The organism is Caulobacter sp. GW822-FHT01G02 (genome assembly GCF_058802865.1).
Genome location: NZ_JBXAON010000001.1, coordinates 1,163,613 through 1,182,583 on the forward strand (window position 1 = coordinate 1,163,613; position 18,971 = coordinate 1,182,583).

18 protein-coding genes and 2 tRNA genes are annotated in these 18,971 nt (G+C 69.5%); 13 read left to right on the forward strand and 7 right to left on the reverse strand.

Annotation, left to right across the window (positions count from 1 at the left end; genetic code table 11):
- Positions 1-173 precede the first annotated feature (173 nt).
- The 5 genes from cspD to AC1RNC_RS05415 all read left to right on the forward strand — a co-directional run bounded on the left by cspD (position 174) and on the right by AC1RNC_RS05415 (position 1,878).
- The gene (gene cspD / locus AC1RNC_RS05395; protein WP_492840054.1) at positions 174-764 is read left to right on the forward strand and encodes a stationary phase survival cold shock domain protein CspD; all 591 of its coding nucleotides are present in this window, start codon (positions 174-176) and stop codon (positions 762-764) included.
- Positions 765-870: 106 nt separating this feature from the next.
- Positions 871-1,299: a DUF192 domain-containing protein gene (locus AC1RNC_RS05400; protein ID WP_492884404.1), complete on the forward strand. Its 429-nt coding sequence runs from the start codon at positions 871-873 to the stop codon at positions 1,297-1,299.
- Positions 1,300-1,364: 65 nt separating this feature from the next.
- A tRNA-Pro gene (locus tag AC1RNC_RS05405) sits at positions 1,365-1,441 on the forward strand.
- A gap of 26 nt (positions 1,442-1,467) precedes the next feature.
- Positions 1,468-1,773 carry an ETC complex I subunit gene (locus AC1RNC_RS05410; RefSeq protein WP_125158123.1) on the forward strand — a complete coding sequence of 102 codons (306 nt, stop codon included), beginning with the start codon at positions 1,468-1,470 and terminating at the stop codon, positions 1,771-1,773.
- 28 nt (positions 1,774-1,801) lie between these two features.
- Positions 1,802-1,878 (forward strand) — tRNA-Arg (locus tag AC1RNC_RS05415).
- Here the strand turns inward: AC1RNC_RS05415 and AC1RNC_RS05420 are convergent.
- Positions 1,837-3,507, reverse strand: a complete 1,671-nt coding sequence (locus tag AC1RNC_RS05420) for a recombinase family protein (RefSeq protein WP_492884406.1) — start codon at positions 3,505-3,507, stop codon at positions 1,837-1,839. The two genes, AC1RNC_RS05415 and AC1RNC_RS05420, sit on opposite strands and share 42 nt — an antisense overlap.
- Before the next feature lie 727 nt (positions 3,508-4,234).
- Here AC1RNC_RS05420 and AC1RNC_RS05425 point away from each other — a divergent pair.
- Positions 4,235-4,567, forward strand: a complete 333-nt coding sequence (locus AC1RNC_RS05425; RefSeq protein WP_492884309.1) for a DUF3768 domain-containing protein — start codon at positions 4,235-4,237, stop codon at positions 4,565-4,567.
- A gap of 185 nt (positions 4,568-4,752) precedes the next feature.
- Positions 4,753-4,986, forward strand: coding sequence for a hypothetical protein (locus AC1RNC_RS05430; protein WP_127846977.1), 234 nt, complete (start codon positions 4,753-4,755; stop codon positions 4,984-4,986).
- Between the two features lie 170 nt (positions 4,987-5,156).
- On the opposite strand, the gene AC1RNC_RS05435 is transcribed toward AC1RNC_RS05430, so the two are convergent.
- Both AC1RNC_RS05435 and AC1RNC_RS05440 read right to left on the reverse strand, forming a co-directional pair.
- Positions 5,157-5,435, reverse strand: coding sequence for an HU family DNA-binding protein (locus tag AC1RNC_RS05435; RefSeq protein ID WP_099503379.1), 279 nt, complete (start codon positions 5,433-5,435; stop codon positions 5,157-5,159).
- A gap of 56 nt (positions 5,436-5,491) precedes the next feature.
- Complete coding sequence (locus tag AC1RNC_RS05440; RefSeq protein WP_210408488.1) at positions 5,492-6,187, reverse strand: hypothetical protein; 696 nt, start codon at positions 6,185-6,187, stop codon at positions 5,492-5,494.
- A gap of 492 nt (positions 6,188-6,679) precedes the next feature.
- On the opposite strand from AC1RNC_RS05440, the gene AC1RNC_RS05445 reads away from it, so the two are divergent.
- On the forward strand, positions 6,680-8,950 hold the full coding sequence (locus AC1RNC_RS05445) for a ParB/RepB/Spo0J family partition protein (RefSeq protein WP_492884312.1): 2,271 nt from the start codon (positions 6,680-6,682) through the stop codon (positions 8,948-8,950).
- A gap of 596 nt (positions 8,951-9,546) precedes the next feature.
- Here the strand turns inward: AC1RNC_RS05445 and AC1RNC_RS05450 are convergent.
- Complete coding sequence (locus AC1RNC_RS05450) at positions 9,547-9,966, reverse strand: thermonuclease family protein (protein WP_492884314.1); 420 nt, start codon at positions 9,964-9,966, stop codon at positions 9,547-9,549.
- Between the two features lie 106 nt (positions 9,967-10,072).
- Positions 10,073-10,258 carry a DUF736 family protein gene (locus AC1RNC_RS05455; RefSeq protein WP_492884408.1) on the reverse strand — a complete coding sequence of 62 codons (186 nt, stop codon included), beginning with the start codon at positions 10,256-10,258 and terminating at the stop codon, positions 10,073-10,075.
- A gap of 447 nt (positions 10,259-10,705) precedes the next feature.
- Here AC1RNC_RS05455 and AC1RNC_RS05460 point away from each other — a divergent pair, with 447 nt between their 5' ends.
- Positions 10,706-11,026, forward strand: a complete 321-nt coding sequence (locus AC1RNC_RS05460; RefSeq protein WP_492884316.1) for a DUF736 domain-containing protein — start codon at positions 10,706-10,708, stop codon at positions 11,024-11,026.
- A 387-nt stretch (positions 11,027-11,413) separates the two neighbouring features.
- A complete protein-coding gene (locus AC1RNC_RS05465) occupies positions 11,414-11,758 on the forward strand; it encodes a DUF736 domain-containing protein (RefSeq protein ID WP_492884318.1) in 345 nt (114 codons plus the stop codon).
- Here the strand turns inward: AC1RNC_RS05465 and AC1RNC_RS05470 are convergent.
- Positions 11,755-12,297 (reverse strand): helix-turn-helix domain-containing protein, encoded by a 543-nt coding sequence (locus AC1RNC_RS05470; protein ID WP_492884320.1) that lies wholly within the window; start codon positions 12,295-12,297, stop codon positions 11,755-11,757. The genes AC1RNC_RS05465 and AC1RNC_RS05470 overlap by 4 nt on opposite strands.
- Positions 12,298-12,633: 336 nt before the next feature.
- On the opposite strand from AC1RNC_RS05470, the gene AC1RNC_RS05475 reads away from it, so the two are divergent.
- The 3 genes from AC1RNC_RS05475 (at position 12,634) to AC1RNC_RS05485 (ending at position 16,602) form a co-directional block, all read left to right on the forward strand.
- Entirely contained in the window at positions 12,634-13,218 is a 585-nt protein-coding gene (locus AC1RNC_RS05475; protein ID WP_492884322.1) for a GntR family transcriptional regulator, read from the forward strand.
- Between the two features lie 889 nt (positions 13,219-14,107).
- Positions 14,108-14,755 carry a lasso peptide biosynthesis B2 protein gene (locus AC1RNC_RS05480; protein ID WP_492884324.1) on the forward strand — a complete coding sequence of 216 codons (648 nt, stop codon included), beginning with the start codon at positions 14,108-14,110 and terminating at the stop codon, positions 14,753-14,755.
- A gap of 2 nt (positions 14,756-14,757) precedes the next feature.
- Complete coding sequence (locus AC1RNC_RS05485; protein ID WP_492884325.1) at positions 14,758-16,602, forward strand: asparagine synthase-related protein; 1,845 nt, start codon at positions 14,758-14,760, stop codon at positions 16,600-16,602.
- On the opposite strand, the gene AC1RNC_RS05490 is transcribed toward AC1RNC_RS05485, so the two are convergent.
- Positions 16,527-18,938 carry a S9 family peptidase gene (locus tag AC1RNC_RS05490; protein WP_492884327.1) on the reverse strand — a complete coding sequence of 804 codons (2,412 nt, stop codon included), beginning with the start codon at positions 18,936-18,938 and terminating at the stop codon, positions 16,527-16,529. The two genes, AC1RNC_RS05485 and AC1RNC_RS05490, sit on opposite strands and share 76 nt — an antisense overlap.
- Between the last annotated feature and the right edge of the window lie 33 nt (positions 18,939-18,971).

Sequence of the window (18,971 nt, forward strand, 5' to 3'; positions counted from 1 at the left end):
ACTTTCGGCTGTATTTCAGAATTGTTTCTGTGTTGTTTCTGCGACGAAATGTCGCGGAACGCCTTTGTGCGCCGTTTTGACGTGATTTCGTCATTGACGGCTCTCCTCACGCGAGAACACTGTTCTCGTAGTGCTCGCTCCGATGGGCTGATTGGGCGAGCCAGAGGGGTGGGATGTCTGGTTTCGATTTTGAGGACGCTGCGGCGCACGAAGAGTTCGTGCGCATCAGCGGGAGGGTGAAGTGGTTCGACGCCGGCAAGGGTTACGGGTTCATCGTACCGGATGATCCGGGCCAGACCGGGCTTAAGGACGTGCTTCTGCATGTGACGTCGCTGCGCAACTGCGGCCGCGAAACCGCCATGGAGGGGGCGGTGATCGTGTGCGACGTGGTGCGAAGGCCCAAGGGCTGGCAGGTCAGCGAGGTCGTCAATCTCGACGAAAGCTGCGCGGCCGCGCCGATCGAGCGGCAGAGGCGCACCTTCGCCGACGGACCGCCGCGCCGCGATCCCCTGCGGGAAGGCCATGGGCGCCACGCCCTGGAGCCCGAAGGGCCGGCCGAGCACGCCAAGGTCAAGTGGTTCAACCGCACCAAGGGCTACGGCTTCGTCATTCGCGACGCCGAGCCCGGGGACATCTTCGTGCATATCGAGACGCTCCGTCGGGGCGGGCTCGAGGACCTGCAGCCGGGCGACGACGTCCTGGTGCGGTTCGCGCGGGGCCCCAAGGGCTTGGTGGTCGCGGAAATCACCGCCGGCGACGCCTGACTTTCGCCATCTCGGGGGGAAGGCTAGTCTCGACCGAGATTGGCTTTTCCCGAGGTGATGCGTGGCGGAACGGATGATCGGAAGGCGGGCGCTGCTCGCCGGGCTGATGCTGGGCGTCAGCGCGGACGCCAACGCTTGGGCCGCGCCTGGGAGTAAGCTGGAGACGGTGGAAATCGTCACCCTGCGCGGTCGCCAACGCTTCCAGGTCGAGATCGCCGCCACCCGCGCCCAGCAGGAGCGGGGGCTGATGTTCCGCAAGAGCCTGGCGCCCGACCACGGGATGCTCTTCACCTACGCCAAGCCCCAGCGCGTGGCCTACTGGATGAAGAACACCCTGATTCCGCTCGACATCATCTACATCGCGCCGAACGGCAAGATCCTGTCGATCGCCCGCAACGCCCGGCCGCATGACGAGACGCCGCTGGCGTCCGGGGGGCTGGTTCTGGGCGTTCTGGAGCTGGCTGGCGGTCGCGCGGCGCAGCTGGGCATCCTGCCCGGCGACCGCGTTCTGCATCGAATCTTCCCGAAGGGGTGAATTGCGGCGTCCGGATCGTTGATCCGCGCTTCGAACCCCTGTAGAGCACGCGCCTGCCGATGTTTCGGAGCGTAGCGCAGTCTGGTAGCGCGCCTGGTTTGGGACCAGGATGTCGCAGGTTCAAATCCTGCCGCTCCGACCATCGGTGAGGTATTCTGGGAGAGGTCCATGCTGGCCCGCATTTATCGCCCCGCCAAGAACGCCATGCAGTCCGGCAAGGCCAAGACCAAGGACTGGGTGCTGGAGTTCGAACCGGCCTCGGCCCGCAAGCCCGATCCCCTGATGGGCTGGACCACGTCCAGCGACATGAACGGCCAGATCCGCCTGACCTTCGAGACCCGCGACGAGGCGGTGGCCTACGCCCAGCGCCACGAGATCGCCTTCCAGCTCTTCGAGCCGAAGACTCCCAAGCGGATCATCAAGGCCTATGCCGACAACTTCGCCGCCAACCGCAAGCAGCCCTGGACCCACTAGGGCCGCCGCGGACCAGGCCGGCCAGCGCGCGCCCTTAGCTCAGCTGGATAGAGCACTCGCCTTCTAAGCGAGCGGTCGCTGGTTCGAATCCAGCAGGGCGCGCCATTCCCGTACAAAACCCGGCACCGCTAGAGCCGCCGATTCTACGCCGTTGTTCGACGCGATGGTGCGCAGCAGTTCCACCCGCGATCCGCAGATGCGCACCTCCATTGGGGACACCAGTTCAACTTTCTGCGCGACGGCTCGGATCAAGTCGCGGCGATAGGCGCCATCGGCGCTTCTGAACATCTCGCGCGTGGCTTCGGCGAAGCGGCGCAGCAGGTCGGGCGTCAGGGCGGGCGTGATCTTGTCGATGGCCGCCGCCGCCCGTTCAGCGTCTCCCTCGGCCGCGTCGCGGATCGAGGTGAGTTCCGCGATCCGCTGTTTCAGCGTGCGGTCGGTGGGATCGGCGATGCCGTTTTCGATGGACTGGAAGAGTCTTTGAAGGCGCTGGTTGGCTTCGGTCGCCCGCTTGCGGAGATCGGCGACATGGCGGTGGCGGCGCTCGATCCACTCGGAGCGTCGGTCGAGGATGTTGTCCATCATCGTCGCCAGACGCTCGGGATTGAGCAGGCGATTCTCCAGGTGATCGATAACCGTGGCGTCGAGCACGTCCATGCGCACCGCCATGCCGTCGCAGCCGGCGGCTCCCTGACGGGCCTTGGTGCAGCAGGTGTAGTAGCGATAGGCGCCGCCCTTGCCGGTGCGCAGGGTCATGGCCTTGCCACATAGGCCGCAGAAGCAGATCCCGCCCAGCAAGATCGGGCTGGTGACGAACCTTGGTGGCATGGCCCTTGGATTGCGACGCGACATGGCGCGCTGCACGGCGTCGAAGGTTTCTTGGTCGATCAGAGCGGGAACCGGCATGATCACTGCCTCTGAAGCCTCCTTCTGTTCCTGGCTTCTGTAGTGGCGCGTGTTGAACCGGTGCTCGCCGATGTAGCTGGTGCGCGTCAGGGTGTGATGCACCGTGCCGACGCCCCAGCGTCCGCCGCCGCGCGTGTAGATGTGGTTGTCGTTGAGATAGGTGGCGATCGCCTTGACGCCCATCGGGCCGCTGCCGTCGACGCCGTTGAGCGCCAGGCGGAAGATCTTGCGCACGGTCTCGGCCCCGATCGGATCGACTTCCAGCCTCTTTTTCACGCGATCGCCACGCTGCTCGGCGGCCACCACGCGATAGCCCAGCGGGGGATGCGAGCCGTTCCAGAAGCCCTGGCGGGCATTCTCCTTCATGGCCCGCAAGGTGTGCTTGGCGTTCTCCCGCGACTGGTACTCGTCGAAGAGGTTCATCATCTGCCGCACCATCACCCCCATCGGGTCGTCGCCGACCTCCTGGGTGATCGACACGATGCGCACGCCGTTCTTGGCCAGCTTGCGGGCGTAGAACTCAAACAGGAACTGGTCGCGGAAGAAGCGCGAGAACGAGTGGACCAGGATGACGTGGAACGGCGGCGGCTTGGTCAGGCCAGCATCGATCATCCTCTGGAAGGCCGGACGCTTGTCGTCCGTGGCCGTGTTCCCCGGCTCGATGAACTCCTCGGCGATGGGCCAGCCCTTGGCCTCGCAATAGGCGCGCAGCTGGCGGCCCTGGTCGGGAATGGACAGGTCGCTTTCGGCCTGCCGTCCGGTCGAGACCCGAAGATAGAGCGCCGCGCTGGGCAGGGCGGGCGGAGGAGGCGTCTTGCGTTTGGCCATCGGTCGATTGTCCCTGCGGATCAGGGCAGGGGTCCGAACAGCTCGGCCAGCACCTTCTCCAGATAGGCCTCGGTGATCTGGATTTCGGCCTGGCCAATGGGGACCTGACCGGACCAATCGTCCGTGACCTTGAGGGGGACACGCGGGGAGGGGGGCGCGGGTAGTCGCTCCGGAAATATATTTAGGTAGTCGAAGAAATCAGGGGGCGTGTCAGGCGTCGGAAGCTTCCTGGGCATGCGATAGGCTTGCGCTGATCGCCCACGACCGCAAAGTCGATGTCGCTTCGTTCGTACCCTGGCGTGCAAAGACAGGCGTTCGGCGGTTCCAACGCCTGGCTCCGGCTCGCCTTTCGGCGAGCCTGCGCGCCTTCGGCGTCGGGTGAGCCCCCGGCGGTCACGCTCGGTCCCGCGGCTTTCGCCGCTCCCTCGGGCGCGACCCTGCGGGCAGGCCTTGGCCTGCCGCCGGCGGCTCGACGCCGCTTCCCGCCACGCGCAGTGCGCGGGCTCCTTGCAGGCTTCATCTTGGTGGGCGGCCTGGTGGCCGCGCGGCTTAGGGCTCCGCCCTCGGCGCGCTTCGGATCGGCTTCCGCCCAGCTTCGGCCGCTGGCGCGGCCTGCAGCCGGGTCCCCGCGAAGCCGCCCCTCCGCTTGCACACCCGGTCTCGCCGACGGGCGCCGGGGTCAGGCGCGCCTTTGCGCCTGACCCCGAACCCCTGAGGAGAGACTTCGATGACCGAGCAAGAGCATGTCGCCGCGATCGCGGCCTTGAATGACGCCTGCCGGGCCGAGCCCGGCGCGGGCTGGATGCTAACGGCCGGCGTCCAGGCGCTGGGCGCGGCGGCCGTGGGCCACCTGGTGGCCGCCGTGAAGGACTTCGACGCCTTCACCGACGACAACAACCCCCACGGCGAGCGTGACTTTGGCGCGTTCGAGCTGGGCGGCCAGCGCCTGTTTTGGAAGATCGACTACTACGACCTGGACCTGTGCATGGCCTCGCCCGATCCGGCCGACCCGGCCGTGACCAAGCGGGTGCTGACCCTGATGTTGGCCGAGGAATACTGACGACAAGCGCCGCCGCGCCCGGTGGGCGCGGCGGGCGGCTTACGAACCTTGACCACGGCGGGCCCGGCGCGGCCGATCCTTTGGGATCGGCCGCCTTTTGCTCCGACGGGTCACCGGCGGGCTTGTACTCGCGCGCCGGGCGAGTAGGATTCGACATCGCTGGCGCTCAATCGGTGGATTTCATCATGGTCGAGTGGATCGCGGGCTTGGTGCTGCTCGCCATAGGCATCGCGGGCATCCTGTGGATCGAACGCCGGCGCTTTTACCGGCGCAATCCCGCCGGCCTTCAGGTGTATCGGTCGTTCGGCGCCTCGCTGACGACCGGGACGTTCGAGACCGTGGCGCTGCTGATTTTCAGGCTCGTCGCCCTGGCCGGTCTCTCGGGGCTCGCGCTTGGCGCCTTCAAGACGTTCGGGTGAAAGCTGCTCCCACGCGACCGGCTATGTCATGAGCGAGCGCCTTGATGGGTATGCAGGCGACACGAACCTCAGCGTGACCCTGATCGACCGGAGGTCGCCTGCGCCTTGTTCGAACGCTGAATGGCGCCGGGGGCAATGTCGCGAAGCCCAACCCGGCGCCGCCTTGCGCGTCATCCGTTGACGGCGTCCTTCAGCTGCTTGGCCGGCGTGAAGGCGACCTTTTTGCTGGCGGCGATCTCGATGGTGGCCCCGGTCGAGGGATTGCGGCCGGTGCGGGCGGGCTTGGCCTGGACCTTGAACTTGCCAAAGCCTGGGATCGAGACTTCCTCGCCCTTCACGGCCGCTTCGGTCAGCGACTTGAAGACGCCGTCGATGATGGCCTTGGCCTGGGTCTTGGTCAGCTTGGGTTCGGCGGCGATGGCGGCGTCGACGAGATCGGAAACGTTCATGGCGGCTCCTGGTGTGGGAATCGAAAACCCGAGCCTGCTTCGCCTCGGCGAGCCTGTCACCTTTCGTCGTGGCCGTAGGTCGCCGCCTCGATTTCATCGAGCACAGCCAGGTTAGCGCGCTCCCACCCGTCGGCGCCCGTGCGTAGGGCCTCCCGAACCTTGGCGATCCAGGCCGCGTCGGTCACGGGGTTCTCGGCCAGCCGGCGCAGGGTCTCAGGCGAGATCTCACCCTCCGCAGTCGACAGGTGTAGCGCTTCGTCTTCAGCGGCGGCCTCGGCGTCGCTCTCACCCCGATCGGAGACGGCCAACGCTTCGCGACGGAGGGGCGGGCGCAGCTTGGTCTCGTCGAGCGGCCAGGTGCGCCAAATGTCCTCGCGCGAGACGCCTCGCGCCTTGGCCCGGTGGCGCGCGACGGCGTCCATCATGGCCGGGTCAAGGGCTGGCCGGTTCCAGGACTGAGCGCCCATCAGCATCATGAAGGGTTCTGGATGGGTGAGCACGGTGTAGACGCGATCGACCACTTCGATCATCAGCGCCTTCATCTCCTCGTCGTCCAGTCTCGAAAGGCGCGCCCAGGGGATGTCGCCGTAGGGCGTCACCACCTTCACGTCGCTGTAATCGCCCGTGGCGCTCTCGGGCGAGATCCCCGTGTGCAGTTCCTCGAGCCGGGAATTGCGCACGGCGGTTTCCACCAGGGCCAGGGTGAAGGCCGCGCGCCAGTCGTCGTCCGAGGTCTTGGTCTTCCGGGCCATGGCCGCGTCTATAGCACGCCCATCGCCTGGCGGCGTGCCGACGCTGTAGCGCTGTCGGAGCGAGGGACCATCTCTGCGAAGGCCGAGCCTGACGGCCGGCCATCCCATGCAACGGGAGCCTGGCCCTGTTGCGGCGCCTAGGGCGGGACCGTCCCTACGAGGGTCCATCTCTGCGAAGGCCCGATCCGATTGGCGGGCGGCGAGGTCATGTCGCGGTAGGTGCCTGCCCGAAACGCGCGGCTCGCAGAAAACACGCCTTGTCCTTGTCGCCGGCCGCTTGCGCGGCCGGGTGGCTTGGGGCTCCGCCCCCGGCGCGCTTTGGATCGGCTTCCGCCCAGCTTCGGGCGACGCGTGAAGAGCGGGACGCCGTCAAGGACGCCCTGCAGCCGGGTCCCCGCGAAGCCGCCCCTCCGCTTGCACCCCCGGTCTCGCCGACGGGCGCCGGTTTCAGGCGCGCCTTGCGCCTGAACCCCAGCCCCCAAGGAGGCAGACATGACCACCCAGCAAACCCCGGCCCCGCAAGCGGCCCAGACCCCGGCGGGCCTCGTCGTCCAGTACGGCGAAGTCCGCGACATCCCCCTCAACCGCCTCAAGGCCTCGCCCAAGAACGTCCGCCGCGTCGGCCATAGCGCCGAGGTGATCGAGTCCCGCGCGGCCTCGATCAGCCACAAGGGCGTGCTTCAGCCGCTCGTCGTCGAACCCGAGTTCAAGGATGGGCGCGAGACCGGCTACTATCTCGTCAGCGCGGGCGAGGGGCGCCGCCAAGCCTTGCGCCTGCTCGCCAAGCGCAAGGCGCTGGCCAAGGGCGCGCCGGTTCGGTGCGTGGTCGATACGACCAACGACCCGGCCGAAGTCTCGATGGACGAGAACCTGAGCCGAGAGCCCATGCACCCGGCCGACCAGTACGAAGCCTTCAATGACCTCGCCGAGCGCAAGGGCTACAGCGCCGAGGAGATCGGCGCGCGCTTCGGGATCAATCCCGACATCGTGCGCAAGCGGCTACGCCTGGGGGCGGTGGCCCCGGCGCTGCTCGATCTCTATCGCGAGGAAGTCCTGACTCTGGATCAGGTGACGGCCTTCGCCGTCAATCCCGATCCGGAGCGGCAGATGCAGGTCTACGCCCAGCTGCCCGCCCAGAACCGCCTGCCCTACGCCATTCGCCGGGCGATGACCGAGACCAAGGTCGCGGCCGACGACCGGCGCCTGCGGTTCGTGGGCCTGGACGCCTATGTGGCGGCGGGCGGTCCGGTGCTTCGTGACCTCTTCACCGAGGGAAACGACGGCTGGGCCGAGGATGTGGTCCTGCTGGACCGGCTCGTGGCCGAGAAGCTGGCCGCCATCGCCCTGGAGGTCCGAGACCGCGAAGGCTGGAAGTGGGCTTCGGCCCATCTCGACTTTCCGCACGGCCACGGCTGCGGGCGCATCTTCGAGCATGTGCTGACCCGCACGCCCGAGGACGTCGCGGCCATCGGCGCCCTCCAGGCCGAGGCGGCGGCCTTGACCGACCAGTGGGCGGACGTCGAACCGCCGTCGCCTGAGGTCGCCGCGCGCCTGGGGGCCATCGAGGCCGAACTTGAAGCCCTGGGCGACGATTACGGCCACACGGCCGAGGAGAAGGCCCGCGCCGGGGTGCTCGTCATCCTCACCCAGTATGGCGAAGTCCGGATCGACCGGGGCTTCGTGCGTCCCGAGGACGAGCTCGCGCCCGAAGCCGAGCCGGAGGACGACGGCGACGCCGAGGAGCGTGACTATGACGGCCTCGGCGAGGAGGAGGAGCGATCCGACGCGGACGACGCGGACGACGCGGCGGCCGAGGCCGAAGACGAGGAGAGCGTCAACGAACCGGCCGGTGACCCGGCCGCGCCGCTGCCCGAGCGGGTGGTCGCCGACCTCACGGCGCATCGCAGCGCCGCCCTGCGCGACGCCCTGGCCCAGGACCCGGACCTTGCCCAGGTGGCCCTGGTCCACGCCCTGGTGAGCCGGGTGTTCGGGATGGGCGGCGCGGCGACCTGCCTCGACATCCGCTGGGGCTCGCGCGACCTTGGCCAGTTCGGGGAAGGCGTCGAAGACAGCCCCGCCGGTCTGGCCATCGCCGAGCGCCATCGCCTCTGGGCGCGCCAGATGCCGACGCAGGCCGAGGACTTCTGGGACTTCGTCGTCGGCCTGGACGGCGACAGCCGCGCCAGCCTCCTGGCCCACTGCGTGAGCCTGACGCTCGACGGCGTGAAGTCCTGGGAGCGGCGTCCGCTGACCGTCATGGCCCATGTCGAGACCCTGGCCACGGCCCTCGATCTCGACATGCGCGCCTACTGGAGGCCCACGGCGGCGCGCTATCTGGACCGCGTCACCAAGGCCCAGATCGTCGCGGCGGTCACTGACGGGGTGTCGGCCGAGGCGGCCGGGCGGCTGTCGGGTCTCAAGAAGCCCGAAATGGTCGCCGCCGCCGAGCCGCTGCTGGTCGAGGCGGGCTGGCTTCCGGCGGTGCTGCGCACGGTCGCGCCGAAGGCCCTGCCGGGGAGCGACCCAGACCCGGCCGGGCCGGGGGCGGCGGCTGGGTCGGACGACGAGGACCGGCCTGCCGATGCGGCTGGGGTCGAGGCGGAGCCTCCCGCCGCAGTCCCGGCCGAAGCGTTCGGGGCGGCTGACGCCCTGACCGACGAGGCCGAGCCCTTGGCCTCGCTGGATGGCGTCGGTCAGGAGGAACTGGCGCAGACCGAGGCCGAAGCGGCCGAAGTCGAGGCCTTGGCCACCCTGGTGGCTTAGACTGGACGGGCGGCCTTGGGGCCGCCCGTCACCCATGGCGGCGCGGCCGATCCTTTGGGATCGGCCGCTTTCCCATACCCGCTGACGACCTGAAACCCTTAAGCTCTGGCCTGGCGCGAGCGCTCATGAAATCCTGCCATCGAGGGAGGAGCCATGACCCAGCCGCCGTGCCCGCTCGCCGAGGGCGACCGTGTCGATCATCGCAAGTTCGGACTGGGGACCGTGGTCGCCATCGATGGCCCGCCGTCCGTCGGCGCGCCGCGCGGTCCAGGCTCCCCGCCGCCGAACGCCTGGAAAGTCACCGTCGCCTGCGACGACCCCGCGCGCGGCGAGATCAGGGTCCTCAGCACCTTCCTGACCAAAGTCGCCTCGCCGGATGCACGCCCGTTCGTTTACTGGGATCGTCAATGGCGGCCGCTGCGTGACCGATGGCTGCAGGCCCGCGATGCGGTCAAAAGGCGCTGGAGACATTCCGGCCCTTGCCCGATCCGGACGTCTTGGCCCGGTTGCGCGCCGCCGAGCAGGAGGCGCTGGACTCGCTCGAAAGGTTTCTGGCCGAGGAGCGTGCTGGTGCGCACGGTCCGGGCTGAGGGCCGTCAGCGCAGGCGACGCGGGGCCGCCCCTGGCGCCCAAAAGCCGCGCGCGGCCGTGCGGGCCTCGTCCTGGGCGGCGGCGTAGGCGCCCTTGCTGTAGGCGCGCCATTCGGTCGTCAGGCCCGAGCGGATCATCGCGGCGTTGAGATCGGGGCTGGCGCTCGACCAGCAGCGCGCCACCTTGCGGCCATAGCGATCCTCGTCGACCACCCGGCATCCGACGCGTCCGCGCGTCAGTTTGATCAGCAGGTCGCGGGCCTCATAGGCGAGCGGTTCGGCCGGAGTCTTGCCGCGCCGCACCTCTGGCGCATCCACGCCGAACAGGCGGATCCGGTCGGCGCCGCAGCGCAGGGTGTCGCCGTCATGGACGGTCGGCGCGGTGCAGGCGATCACGGCGCCGGCGAGGAAGGCAAGGGCGGTCATGGCCGCCCTATAGACCGCTTCGCTCGTGCGGCCACGTTGACGGTCATGGCTAGGACAGTCGCGCGCCGCGCCCGCACCGCCGGATCGGTGGGGTGGCTGGCTGCTGTCAGTCTTCCTTGGGGCCGGCGCCGCGCGACCAGACCACGGTGTGGGCGCCATCCATCACGACCAGGGCGCTGGGGATCGCCACGCCGAAGGGCCGACCGTCCAGCCGGACCGACAGGTAGTCGTTCTTGCCCTTGCTGGTCTTCTTCCAGGCAGCGCTCCGGTCGCCGTCGCGGCCATAACCCAGAAATTCGACGCCGGGTCACTGGCCTCCCGACGACAGGACGGAACTGGAACTTCATGCGATCGACGGCCACAGCGTGGATGGCTGCCCGTGAACCAGCCGCCAGCCTGGCGGCGAAGGCGCCTCCGATAGCCAGGCGGTCTCTCCGGGTGATCTGAGCCGGGCGCGTCGACCGCGTCCTCTTCTGGCCTGATCTGACCGGGGACCGGTCCGTCCCCGCAACCTTGGCCTTGATCTTTCTTCCCCTGGGCTGGCTGCTCGCGCGCCGGGCCCATTCCTCGCGAGGCAAGAAAAACCACGCCTTCGGTCCTCCGCAAGGCTCCGGGAGCGCGCCCCCATTCCTCTGGACGGCGGCTGGGCGCGCTCTGCGGGGCGGACTTTAAGCCCCGGTCCAGCGATCGCCATCGAGGCCGCGATCGGCGCGGCCCGGTTCAGATCGGAGAGACCACCATGGCTACCATCGGCACCTTCGCCGCCAACGCTGACGGCTCGTTCACCGGCGCCATCTACACGCTGGCCATCAATCTCAAGAAGGTCCAGTTCCGCCCCGTCGCCGAGAAGTCCAGCGACAAGGCGCCGGATTTCCGGGTCACGGCCGGCAACGCCGACCTGGGTGCGGCCTGGAAAAAGACCAGCAAGGACAAGAACGACTACCTGTCGGTCCGGCTGGACGATCCGTCCTTCGGCAACGCGATCAACTGCGCCCTGGTGGTGATGGACGGCGTCCACACCCTGGTCTGGTCGCGCAGCACCGGCCCCAAGGAAGACTGATAGCGGCCAGCCCGCCCCGCCGATCCGGCGGGGCGGGCGCGGCGCGCGCGGCCTTTGGGGGTTTGGTCGGCGGCCGCACGCGAGCGCGGACCCGCCGTTTCTACGCCAGGGCCTGTCTTTGTACGACCGGCCGGCTGGACGCCTTGAGAGCCCGGCGCGGGCGGCTCAGAACGGTCCTGCGGGGTTCGCGAGGACGCTTCCAACCGCCCGCCCAGGCGTCCCCATCGCACCCGCGCCGTCGCCGCGCTCTCGTCCCCCCGGAGCACGGCGAGGCGGCGGCTCGACCGACCAGCTCAACTCCCCCCAGCTGGTCCTCGAGCCGCCGCCGGACGGGCCTTCGCACCGATCAACCGGGCGGGCGCGACCACAGCCTCGAAGGATGCTTCCATGACCACGATCGGACATTTCCGCCGTGACGGCGACGGCTTCAGCGGACGTATCGACACGCTGGCCCTCGACGTCACCGTCAGCTTGACGCCGGCCGAGAAGTTCTCGGCCAAGGCGCCGGACTACATCGCCACCTCGTCGCGCCCGGGCGGCGTCGCGCTCGAATGCGGCGCGGCCTGGCGGGTCAGCGACGCCAGCGGCGCGGTGCTGAGCCTCAAGCTCGACGACCCCAGCTGGCCCGAGCCGATCAGCGGGCGGATCATGGCCGCCGAGGACGGTGTCCTGCCGCTGGTCTGGTTCCGGCGCGCCGATCCGCCACCGGCCGCCGCGCCGGCGCCAGCCTAGCCCACCGCCCCGTCGGGGCCTCCTTCGTCATCATTGTCGGCGGCGACATCGTCCTCCTCATCGCCGTCGTCATTGTAGATGTCGGCCCAGGCCTTCTCGAGATAGGTCTCGGCGCTCGCGGCATGGCGGACCAGGTACTCGTCGATCTCCTCGGTCATCCGCCGCATGCCGGACAACACGAGCCTGGGCGGCACGACGTTCAGGCTCGCCCCGACCTTGTTCATCAGCTCGAAGAAGGCTATCCAGAACGTCATCGGCAGCTTGCTGTCGATCGTGTACAGCGCCACCTCCGGGCGCTTGAAGAACAAGGCCAACTGCAGGGCCACGGGGTCGGATCGCGTGGCCCGGGCGAACAGTCGCAACTTGCGCAGGTCCAACGCGCCGCTGCCGGCCTCGAAATCCTGATAGGTGCGCAAAGGCATGCGCATGCTGTCGGCGACCTCCTGCTGGGACATCCGCCGCTCCTTGCGCACCACCTTCAGGATTTTCTTCAGAAGGCGGGCTTGTCGGGCCAGCGGTGTCGACGGCGGGCCAGACATGCCTCACTCCACACGGCTAACAACTCTAGATGTGTATTAGCCCTCTGCTAGCGGTTGAGTGCAATTGCCGATTGTTCTTCCGTGCCCTGACGACGCTGCAGCGCAGTGACAATGGGCGCAGGTCCGAGCGTTTCGGCTGCCATTGGCCGAGGCTTGCGGGTTTTTACGCAGCGATCGCGGACACCATCGGCAACGATCCGGAATTGTCCCCCGGAAAACCTGCGGGTCCAGGCGGGTGAGTCGGCCGTTCGAGGCCAATTGTATCTTCGCGGCTCAGCCACGCTCGACGGGGCGGCGGCGCGGCGACAGGCTCGCAGCTTTTGCTGGGGGCGCCGGTTGGGCCGAGATCGCGATCCGTTCGAACGCACTATCGACGCCCTTCGCCAGCGCCTGGTGGCCGCTGGACCGCTTCAGGGCGCGCCGCTCCTGATCAATCTGCTGGCCGCCGACCTTGGCGTCAGCCAGACGCCCGTGCGCGAGGCGCTGGCCTGGCTGGCCGGCGAAAGCCTGATCGGCCGCACGCGCAGCGGCTATGTCGGCGCCACGCACGAGGCCGAAGATCTCGCCCATAGCTACGAGTTGGCCCTGCTGCTGGTCCTGGCCGCGTTCCGGCGCCGGCCCGCCGGCGTCGCCCCCGCCGGGGCGAACGACGCCAACGCGGTGCTGGCCGGCGTTATCGACCAGGGCGGCAACCGGGCCTTCAGCCGCGCCTTCGCACGGGTCCAGACCGAGCTGGCGCCGCTGGCGGTCGACGAGGCGGCTGTCTGCGGGGATGCGGCGGAGGAGGGGGCGCGGCTGGCCTCCGCGCTCGGCGAAGGCGGACCCTCGTTCGTCCGGGCCGTGCGGCGACACTACCAGCGGCGGATCGAGCGCAGCGCCGACATCCTCGCTCACGGGCTGCTGCGGCGCTCTCGAATATAGCGTTGAATATACTCAACTAAAGGCGCCCGATGGTGACACCGCAACCCGCGGTGAACATCGCCAGAAGGAGGCGACCATGACCACCACCATCCGCCTGATCCGTCTCGGACACGCCAAGCACCTGACCCAGGGCGGCGGGATTCCGCTGGTGCCCGAGGAGGCCAACCCGACCCAGCGCTACAGCGGCAGCTGATCGGGATCGGCGCGGGGCGCGCTCGCCGTCCCGCGCCACCTTTCGCTCCGGCCAGGCGAACGCCACCGGCCGGAGGACTTTCACTTCAAACCCAGGAGCACGCCATGCACGTGCGATTTCATCTGATCCGCCTGGGCCGGGCTGTCACGCTGACCAAGGCCGGCGGCGGCATGCTCGTGCCCGAGGATTTCGGGCCGCTGCGCTGGATGTAGCGCCGGCCGCTGGCCGCCAGCCATTGGCGGCCAGCGCTCGCGTTGCCGACGAAGGGCGCACCGCCCCCAGAAAACGGAGACACTCGATGATCTCGACCTATCGTCTCATACCCTTGGGCCAAGCCAGCCGCCTGATCCAGAGCAAGGGCGTCACCTACCCAGAGGACGTCAGTCCGATCCACCGTTTCGACCTCTGAGCGCCAAGGGGCCGAGCGGTCAAATATAGGTTTGAATATAGTTGAACGGCCCGGCCTCCTTGAGGCGCCGCAATCCTCGCGGCGACCCCTCATGGAGACAGTCGATGACGCGCACCTTCGTTCTGACCCGCGTGGGCAGGGCCTCGGCTCTGACCCAGTCCGCCGGCGGCACGCTCTTTCTCGAAGACAACATGATCTTCCGATACGACCCGCTCTGACCCTCGGTCGGGCCGCCGCCGGGGCGTCCGGCGGCCCATTGTCGATCCTCCAATTCCCAGAGGTCCACGATGCAGCTTCGTCTTGGCGAGGACATTCACGGCGTGATGATCGACGGCGACGCCGTCTTTCTGGACGTCAAGGCGGACGCCTATTTCTGCCTGCCCCAGATCGGCGCAGCCCTCATGATCGACGGCGCGCTGCTGTCGACGGCCGAGCAAGCCCTGGCGGACGGGCTGTGCGCCTCGGGCCTGGCGACGACCGACACCATCGCGCCGCGCCGGGTGACGCCGACGGCGACGCCCGTGCGCACCGCCCGAGCCCTGATCAGCGGTGATGACCAGGCGGCGGCCCGGCCGGCCTGGCGTCACTGGTGCGCCATCGGCAAGGCGGCGATCGTCGCCGCCCGCGGACGCCGCCGGGCTTTCGATCGGCTCCTGCCCGACCGGACGCCGGGGGCGCCGCCGCCAAGTCCGGACCTGCTGCGGGACCTGGCGGTCTTTCGACGGCTGGCGCCGTGGCTGCCGCTGGACGGGCTCTGCCTCTACCGAAGCCACCTGCTCAGGACCTACCTGGAGATGCTCGGACATTCGGTCGACTGGATGTTCGGGGTGCGGACCTGGCCGTTCCGGGCCCATTGCTGGCTGCAGGCCGGTGACGTCGCGCTCGACGACGAGGCCGAGCGGGTGGCGGCCTATCACCCGATCATGGTGCGCTAAAGATGGCGTACCTGGTCCTCGTGCACGAGCCTGGCCAGCCGGGACAAGTATTCGACGCCATGGTCGCCGATCTGCAGGCGCGTGGATGGCGCGTCGCGCTCCAGGCTTTCGCCCTGGCGGTCCTGGTCCAGGGAACGGCCCCGCCGCTGCTGGCGCTGGGCGGAGGGCAGGGCGTCGGCGGCGTCCTGGTGGGACGCGTGCATTCCCGGGCCGCGCCAGCGGCTGGACCGCTGGCCGCGGCCGACCTGGCCGGCCTGGTCGAGCACGATCCCGCGGACGCCTGCGCCTGGCTGATCGAGCGGACCTGGGGCGGCTACGTGGCGGTGCTCGCCCGCGATCGCCGGACGCCGCCGACCGTCCTGCGCGATCCGACCGGTTCGGTCGAGGCGTTCGTCTGGGGCCGCGATGGGGTGACAGCGGTCGGGTCGGTCATCCCCGACGGCCTGGCCGCGCCGCCCGACTTGGCCTTGGACTGGGACCGGATCGGCGACGTGCTGGCCGATCCCGCCGTCAGCGGCGGCGCGCTGCCGCTGCGCGGCGTGGCGTCGGTGGACCCAGGCTCAAGCCGGTCGGGGACAGCCGGGCGGATCGAGCACCGGCTCTGGTCGCCGGGCCGGTTCGCGCACCGGCGAGACCGGCACGCCTGGGCGAGCCGGGAGGAGCTGCGCGCCTGCGTCGACGGCGTCGTCGCGGGGCTCGCCGCCGACGCCGGCAAGATCCTGTGCGAGATTTCGGGCGGCCTGGACTCGGCGATCGTCGCCACGAGCTTGGCCGCCGTCGGCCGCGCGCCCGACCAGGCGATCAACTTCTTCCGCGACCAGGCCGAGGCCGACGAGCGCGCATACGCCTTCGCCGCCGCGCAGCGGGCCGGCGTTCCGCTGGAGATGGTGCGGCGAACCCCCTTCGCCCTGGACGCATCGACCTTCGCGCTCAGCGCCGCATCCGCGCGTCCCAACTTCAACGCCCTGGATCCTGGCTACGACCTGGCCTTGAGCCAGGCCTTGGAGACGGCGGGCGCGGACGTCCTGTTCACCGGCCATGGCGGCGACGTCGTCTTCCTGCAGGTCGGGGCGGCGAGCCTGGCCGCCGATCTCCTGGCGGGCGCGCCGTGTGAAGGGTCGCGCCTGCGGCGGCTGGCCGAGGTGGCCCGGCGTACCCGGCGATCGGTTTGGAGCCTGTCGCTGGAGGCGCTGCGCCGCAAGCCCGGCCGGTTCGCGCCGGAGGCTCAGATATCGTCATCCGGGATCGTCCGACGTGGCGCGGCCAATGCCAAGCACCCGTGGATCGAAGACGGCGCGGGCGCGGCGGCGGGCAAGCAGGCCCAGATCGCCGGCCTGGTGATGAGCCTGACCCTGAACGGGGCGACGCGCCGCGCCGAACGCGCCCGGCTGGCGCACCCCTTGCTCAGCCAGCCGGTGATCGAGCTCTGCCTTGGCATACCCGCAACGGTGCTGAGCGCCGGCGAGACCGAACGCAGTTACGCCCGCACCGCCTTCGCCGATCGTTTGCCCCCGTCGATCCTCGAACGGCGCTCCAAGGGGGACATCAGCGTGTTCCTGGGTCGAAGCCTCGCGGCCAGCCTCGATTTCCTCCGACCATTCCTGCTCGATGGGCGACTGGCGGCCGAGGGGCTGATCGACGCCGAGCGTCTTGAGGCGGCTCTGAGCGTCGACGCCATGGTCTGGAAGGACGCCACGGTGGAGATCCTGGCCGCCGCGACCCTTGAGGCCTGGGTCGGCCACTGGGAGGAGAGGATCGCGGCGGCCCGCCGTCAGGGCGCAGAGGGGGCGCCGGTGACCGCCTCGGGACCGCCGAACGCCTCCTCCAGGAAGGCGAAGGCGCGGTGATAGGTGTCGCGGATGTTTCCAGGGCTGATCGGCGCATGCTGTTCGCCGCGATAGACGACCAACTGGGCGTCCTTGCCCCCGCGGGCCAAGGCCGAGATCATGCCCAGCGCCTGCATGACGCCAAAATCGTTGTCGCCGAAGAACATCAGCACTGGAGCTGTGATCTTTGCAGCCTGGTATCGCGGACTGTTGGCCCGGTAGAGCTCCGGCGCGTCCTCGGGCTTGGCGCCCAGTCGGCCCTGGCCGGACTCCGTGTAGGCCGCAAACCCGCCCAGCGTCGTATAGACCTCCGGGGCCGCCAGGACGCCGGGACGTAGCGTGTCGTGGATCCAGCCCGGATCGGTGATCGGGGCCGAGGCGATCAGCGCCTTGAAGCGCGGCGATTCAGCGCCCGCCAGCAGCGTGCCTGTCCCGCCAAAGCTTTGCCCCCACAAGGCCAGCTTGGTCGCCGAGAGACCCGCTTGCTGGTGGCGCGCGGCGTCGACGGCCAGCAAGATGGCCTCGGCCAGCCGCGGCGCGGGTGGTTCGTCCTGCGCCAGCGGCAAACTGGGCGCCAGCACCGCGTAGCCTTTGGCGACGAGCAGCTGGACGCTGGTGAAGAGGTTCGCCGAACCGGGCGCGTAGCCGGCCGGCGCGACGTCGTAGCGCGTGCCGGGGTAGGGGATGATCACCAGGCCACGATCGTCCGTTGCCTTGTGGCCCGCCGGCAAATAGAGCCACGAGGTCAGGGGCTCGCCGTGTATGCCCTTGTGCTGGACGCCGATCGCCTCGGCGAATTGGACCTCCGCCAGCGGCTGGTTGATCGTGGTCACCGCGACCGGCGCAGCGTCACGGCGAAGCAGTGTGACGCGGGTGACGCCGTGCGGATCCTGGGACGCGGCCAGCACGGCGCCCGATCGGGCCGAAAAGGCCAGGACTCGAAGCGCTGGATCGGTGGCGGCGGCGCGGTCTCCGGTCCCGCCGGGGCTCAGCCACCGCGTCCGGGCGCCGGCTTGGTCGAGCAGCACCGACGGGCGTTCGCCGGGCTGCAGCTGGCCGGGGGTGAGTTGGGCGCCCACGTCGGCGACACGAACCGGCGCGGTCCGTCCGTCGAGCCGAAACACCCCGTCGGCGGTGCGGATCAGGGCCGTCTTGCCATCGGAGGCCAAGGCCAGGCCAAGCGGCTTGCCCAGCTTGGCTGTGAGGTTGCGCGGCTTTGGCCCGAGGCTCCACCAGTCGGCGCGAGCGTCGCCGGCCCGTCTCGCCAGGACTGCGGGCTGGCCGCCAATCCACGCCGCCTGACCCTGAGGCTGAACCATGACCTCGCGCCAGCCGACGTCGACGGCCAGGTCCGGGGCCAGGGGCAGGGCCCGGCCGTCAAGGGAGAACCGCCAATAGCCGTAGGGCTTGCCGTAGCGGTCACCCTCACGCGCGGCCGCCACCAGGGCCTTGCCATCCGGTGACCAGGCCCAGGTCCTGCGCATCAGGTCACACCGCGCGCAAGGCGCGGTTCGCCGGCCCGTTTCCAGATCGATCAGGCTGAGCCGCCGCCAGCGCGCCAGTTCGCCGCCCAGCGCCTTGGGGACGCTGGCGTCGGGCTGGACGAGGCCGTCTTCCTCGATCATCGCCGCGTAGGCGCCGCCGGGAGAGAGCAGCATGTCGACGTAGGCCCCCTTCGCCAACGGCCTTGCCGCGCCGGTGGTGGCGTCGTAGGCGACCAGCGAGAGCGGCGGCGGGGCGGGCGTCAGGTCCCGGTAGCGACCGCTGCCGATCACGACGCCGGAATAGAGGCCACGGCTCTGGTCGGCCCAGGCCGCCGTCATTCGCGCCTGGGTCTGCCATCCGGCGCCCAGCAGCGGCGAGGCGATTTCCGGCGGCTTGTCGACCACGATGACCTCGCGGTCGTTTCGCCACCGCGCGAAGGCGGTCCAGGCCTCGGCCTCCACGGTCAAGCCCGACCACCGGGTTTCCCCGGTGGCCAGGGTGACGACACCCATTTCGCGGCGATGATCCTTGAGGCGAAACACCAGCACCCGCGCGCCATCGGGCGAGAACGCGCCGAACGTGTCGCCGGCCCGGGGATCGGTGGGCAGGAGGTCGCGCGGGGGTCCGCCCGACGTCACGTCTATCACCAGCAACCGGCTGATCGTCTGGCTGTGAAGCCACTCGTGATCGAAGTTGGGAGCGTCCTTGAAGGGCCCCTGTCGCTCGAGAACCAGCCATCGCCCGTCGGGCGAGAAGGCGGCGCGGCCAAGGTCTTCGAGCGACAGCAGGTCCTCGACGGTGTACGGGCGCTCGGCGCGGGCGGGCGAAACGCCCAGCGCGCAGGCGAGCGCAAGCGCTGCGAAGGTTCGCATCACGGAACTCCGGGTGTTTAGGGAGGGATCGGG